General features: G+C 41.7%; 2 protein-coding genes. One reads left to right on the forward strand and one right to left on the reverse strand.

Features of this window, described 5'->3' with window-relative positions:
• Window positions 1-3,421, reverse strand: a 3,421-nt coding sequence (locus tag CCU_RS06940) for a M64 family metallopeptidase (RefSeq protein WP_243440871.1), incomplete at its 3' end; no start/stop codon positions are given.
• Window positions 3,422-3,681: 260 nt separating this feature from the next.
• On the opposite strand from CCU_RS06940, the gene CCU_RS06945 reads away from it, so the two are divergent.
• The coding region (locus CCU_RS06945; RefSeq protein WP_208896069.1) for an IS1380-like element ISClsp2 family transposase at window positions 3,682-4,872 on the forward strand (1,191 nt) is incomplete at its 3' end.

Here is a 4,872-nt window from a genome sequence, read left to right on the forward strand (position 1 = left end):
GTTTTATTCTTTGTTGTAACAGTCTTAGCTTTGACCAGCCTGAATAAATCCTTATGGATTTGCCGTTAATCTTAACTGTCTTATAGGTGCGAACTCTTACATAATACTTTTTCTTGCCCGAAAGCTTTGAAATTTTCTTTGATACTGTTGTATTCTTGCCTACTGTTACGGTCTTAGCCTTGCTGAATTTACTTGAGGCACTGTACTGTACCTGATAGCCTGTTGTCTGTGTAGCCTGCTTCTTCCACTTTACTGTAAACTTCTTTGAACCTGCTTTAAGTGAGGAAATACTTGTTGCCTTTGGCTTGATTGTGAAATAAAGCGTCTTTGTTCCGCTGTATTTACCCTTAAAGGTAATCTTTACTGCGTACTTGCCAACATACTTTCTGCCTTTTGCATAAGACACAGTATAGTCAGTATTCTTAACAAGTGTCTTTCCTGTTCTGTCCTTAACAATAACCTTAGGTGTTCTAACCTTTCCGTTATATGTTAATGATGTTGCTTTAAGCTTTATGCTTGATGCCTTTGGAATTACTGTCGTTGAAAGAGTTTTCTTACATACCGAACAGTAATTTACTATCTTGCCGTTTGCTGTTGGGGTTGCCTTTGTTACGGTTTGCTTTGTGGTGTGGGCAATCTTAGCAATATTGCCCCAAGATGCAAGGTCGGTTATTTCCTTTGTACCGAGTACATCTTCATAGAACTTGCCACAACCTTCGCACTTGTAGTATGCTTCCTTACCGCCCTCTGTGCAGGTGGCAGCTTTCGCAGCAACCAAAGTCAGATTGTGAGTGTGTTCTTCGTTTTTATTTTTGTAATAATATGTAACAACCGTTCCGTCCGAAACAATAGGCTTATTCAAGCCGTCAACCTTTATAAATTCATAATCATAAAGTGTTTTTGCCGGTGTTAAATCAAGCTTTGTGCCGTATGGCACGGTAAATGTTCCGCCGGCAGTGTTTGGAATTTCAGAGCCGTCCTCAAATTTATACTGAATTGAAACGGTTGTGTAGCGCTGTGTTTCCGTATTGTCGTCTGCAAGCACATTTCCGTTTTCATCGAGCACCTGAAATGCCACGGTATCGCCGCTCTTAAGCTGTGCATCAGACGGAATTTGATAAATAAGCGAGCAACTCTTTAAGCCTGAATTAAAGTCGCTTTTGATGTGATCCAAAGCACCGAGCGGCCAGAAATTTGCCTTATCATTCCAAACAGGAATGTCAAAGGTTTGTACTGTTTGAAGCGGATTCCCCGATGAATCGGTCGCAACGCTTCCGTCGGAGTGCTTAATCCACATTTTGAATTTTAATTGTCGTGCATTTTTATCTGAAATGTTTTGAATAACAGTTCTAAGCTCGATTTTTTTACCGTTCATATTAGTATTAAATCTGCTTTTGCTGTTGCCGCTCAAAAGTCGGTCATTGCGATTATATGTGTAATTATAATATGAACTTGTTTCAAGGTCGGTAAAATCAGACGGCTTTGAATAAGCGCCCGTATATTCCTTAACCTCGGGAGTTGCAACATAAAGGTCTACATCCTTAACAAGCTGAGACATTCGCTTGAAGCCCTGCAAACGGCAAACCTCACAGAATTGATAGTTTGTGTCTCTCATTATGCACTCATAACTTGAAACAAGCATTTTTGAGCCGTAAGCATTGCGGCAGGTATATGTGTTTCTAAAACCTAAAAGCTGTCGCCATTTTATCTTTTCCGGGTCTTCAACCGAGGAAAGATTGAGTGATTTAAGTTCCTTATCGTCAAGCAAATATCCGTTACTGTATTCATCACCGAGACCGAGCAAACCGTGTCCAAACTCGTGTGCAAAAGTTTTTGACGCACGATAACTGTCTGATGGCGAAATGAAATAATGGAAGCCGTATTCACGGTTATTATAAGCACCGCCGAAATCTGATTTTGTGTTTACAACCATAGCGAACTGAGCAATATAATCGTGAACATAATAATAAGGCTCATATTCCGAACCGGACGGAATTGTGTTTGGATCACACTTTTTTTTGATATGAGCATCGTGAATTTTCTCGATAAATTCAGGACCGATACATCTCTCAAAAATATGATTTTTCCACTGACTTCCGTGGAGATTATTAGAAATAACAGGCGAATTATATTTGTCGACTATAACATCAAAGAAGGTGCTTCCACCATTGTCAAAAGTCGATTCGGAAGCTGTGCAAAGAGCGTAAACATTGAATCTGTCGGCATAACTGCGATACGGTTCATATTTCATAGCGTCCTGCCAAAGTCGTTTGACATCATTGATGAATTTGCCCTGCTGACTTTTTGTGTATCCCTCGCCGCAAACGACAACAACCATATTTTCCGTGTCGCTGCGTGTTTTTTGGATGGTATAAACAGGGATGGTCGGATTAGAATATTTTCCGTCATTTGAATACCACGGGCCGAGGGTGAGCTGAATGCTTTGCTCGGTACTGACATTCCAATCGGGATTTGCGTCCTCGGCAGGTTCCGAAATTGTATAATCATCCTCTTGCTTATTTGGAGCAGAGCCGATATAAGGACTGCTTTGTGAGCCGCTGCCGGAAGTTGTAACAAAATATTCGGAATCGAGATAAAATGCAGGTCTTACGCCCAAATCGGAATACCACGGAGCATAACGACCGACCTGACCCGATGAACTGATATAACGCATATCGTGATTGCAATCGGTAACAGGAGTGCGAAGCCAATAAGGCCAAGCCATACCGTCATTATTATACGCAACATAATAACCTTTGAGATTTTTCCACACGGCATTAGCCTGCTTTACATCAAGAAGAAAAACCTTTTCGGTTGTAGTTTCAAAATATGAACTGTCGTAGTTTGCCACCGCTTCCGAAATATCGGTGTAGTATAACAAATCCGAATTTGCGTCTCCATCAACTATGCCCTTGTTGTATTCGGGATGAGAAACGAGAGAACGCTGGGTAACGGTTTTCATTGCCGCAATTTCAGATTTTGAAAAAGCGTTGAGAAAACCCGCTTTTTCGTTGTACGCTCCCACACCGCTTACATATCCGTCTTTCGGAGGGTTGCCGCAAAGCCAATCGACTTTGCCTTCAGCTGCGGTCGAATTTAACCAAGAACGCATATTGCTGTCTTTCCAATAGTTAGAACCGTAATCATCACGCTTATAGCTTCTGCTGTGTGATTTTGAATTGCTGTTGTCATTTGTTTTGGCATCATATGCAAGGGTGTCAACAATTTTGTCTGCAAGCATAAGCGGTCCGTTATTGTCAATGCTTACACATCGCCAAAGAATTGAGGCATTGTTATACGCGCCCATTTTAACATAGTCGCCAACTTTAATATCGGGCTTTGATGCCGCCTGAATGGTCATCGGCCAAACGGAGATTGCCATGCACAATGCCAAGAATATTGCGGTTATTTTTTTCGTCATTAAGGAACCTCCTTTATAAGCTATATATTTGCTTTTATTGTATTGTAAGGTGTTATATGTGTCAATGAAAATCCACCTTATTCCGTGAAACTTACCATAGTGTTACATTCCTTTTTTTCAGCAATAATACCTGCTGGAAACTGATTTTCGCAATACATTTTATTTCACCCACTAGGTTAAACAAAATTTTGTTTTTTTACTGTATCATCATGCATTATCCTGTATAATGAAAGTATCAAAAGATAGGCGGAGGCAGTGCAATGAAGAAAATACACATTGAATTCAGCGATGAGCGGCTCATTACTCCCAGTGGTCTGGTATTCGTAGGGCAAATACTTGGAAAAAGCAGTTTTGTTAAAAAAATCAACCGTGCTCCAATTTCAAAAGATTATCTGCAGAAACAGATAAAAAATGGAGACGTGCTCCTCACCTATATTGGTATGCTCTGTCAGGGAAAACCCCAGTATGAGGCTGTCCGTGAAATGATGGATGACCCTGACTACTACAAATACGCATTAGGCATCTCCTATGCGATTCCTTCCGCCGAAACACTCCGTCAGCGTTTTGACATGATCGGGGATTCCCTGCGCAAAGACATCCAGCAGGCAAATGTCGACATGCTGCGTGAAATGCACATAGAGCCGACAGCCCTGGATAACGGCTTTGTTCCTGTCGATATTGATGTAACCCCCTTTGACAATTCGAAATCCAATAAGGAAGGCGTATCCCGTACCTACAAGGGTTTTGACGGATATGCACCAATTATGGCATATATCGGCACAGAAGGATACCTCGTCAATCTTGAACTGCGGATTGGGAAACAGCACTGCCAGAAAGAAACTCCTGATTTCCTGAGAGAGACCATTGAACTGTGCAGACAGCTGACGGAAAAACCACTGCTCATCCGGCTGGATTCCGGCAACGATGCATCTGAAAACATAGGCATCTTTATGGAAGAAAGCTATAAATACAACAATGTGTCTTTCATCATAAAACGGAATCCCAGACAGGAAAGTAAAGAAGAATGGCTGGAATCCGTCAGGGAATGCTGCCAGAATATCCAGCATCCACGTGATGGGAAAACTGTTTATATCGGACAGACCTTCCGGAATGTGACATATTCCCTTTCTGATAACGAGGAGAAAACTGTCGGAATACGCACAATTTATGAGATCACGGAAAGAACCATTGACCGATATGGGCAGTATTTTATCGTACCCGATATAGAACTGGGCACATACTGGACAAACTCTTCCCTGCCAGACGATACAGTCATTGATCTTTACCATGCCCACGGAGAAAGTGAGCAGTATCACAGTGAAATCAAGACGGACATGGATGTTGGAAGACTCCCGTCGGGAAAGTTTGAGAGCAACAAACTGGTGCTGGAGCTGACAATGATCGCATATAATATCCTTCGAATCATAGGGCAGAAATCGCTGAAAAAGAAG

Origin of the sequence: Coprococcus sp. ART55/1 (assembly GCF_000210595.1) — a bacterium.
Taxonomy (GTDB): Bacteria; Bacillota; Clostridia; order Lachnospirales; family Lachnospiraceae; genus Coprococcus; species Coprococcus aceti.